The following is a 233-nucleotide window of genomic DNA, read 5'->3' on the forward strand; positions in this document are numbered from 1 at the left end:
TTCAGAAAATATTTTATCTGAATATGGTGTGGTGGAATTTGTTTTTCCATATGAAATTATGACGGTGGAGTATGGGAAGAAGTCTCTCCGTTTTTTGTGCGACTTTTATGAGCGTATAGATATTTTCGTTTCCAATGAAAAGGCATTTCCATATAATGATCAAGATGCCGTAATAATTTTAGGGCAAATTAATTTTATAGGGATCGCATTGTTTTATATAAAATATGTTGATA

At 30.9% G+C, this 233-nt stretch carries 1 protein-coding gene; it reads left to right on the forward strand.

Annotated features, from left to right (window positions below; all coding sequences use genetic code 11):
• Positions 1-233, forward strand: a 233-nt coding sequence (locus VC352_RS25075; protein WP_322982184.1) for a hypothetical protein, incomplete at both ends; no start/stop codon positions are given.

This window comes from Pseudomonas sp. C11, from assembly GCF_034683865.1.
GTDB lineage: Bacteria > Pseudomonadota > Gammaproteobacteria > Pseudomonadales > Pseudomonadaceae > Aquipseudomonas.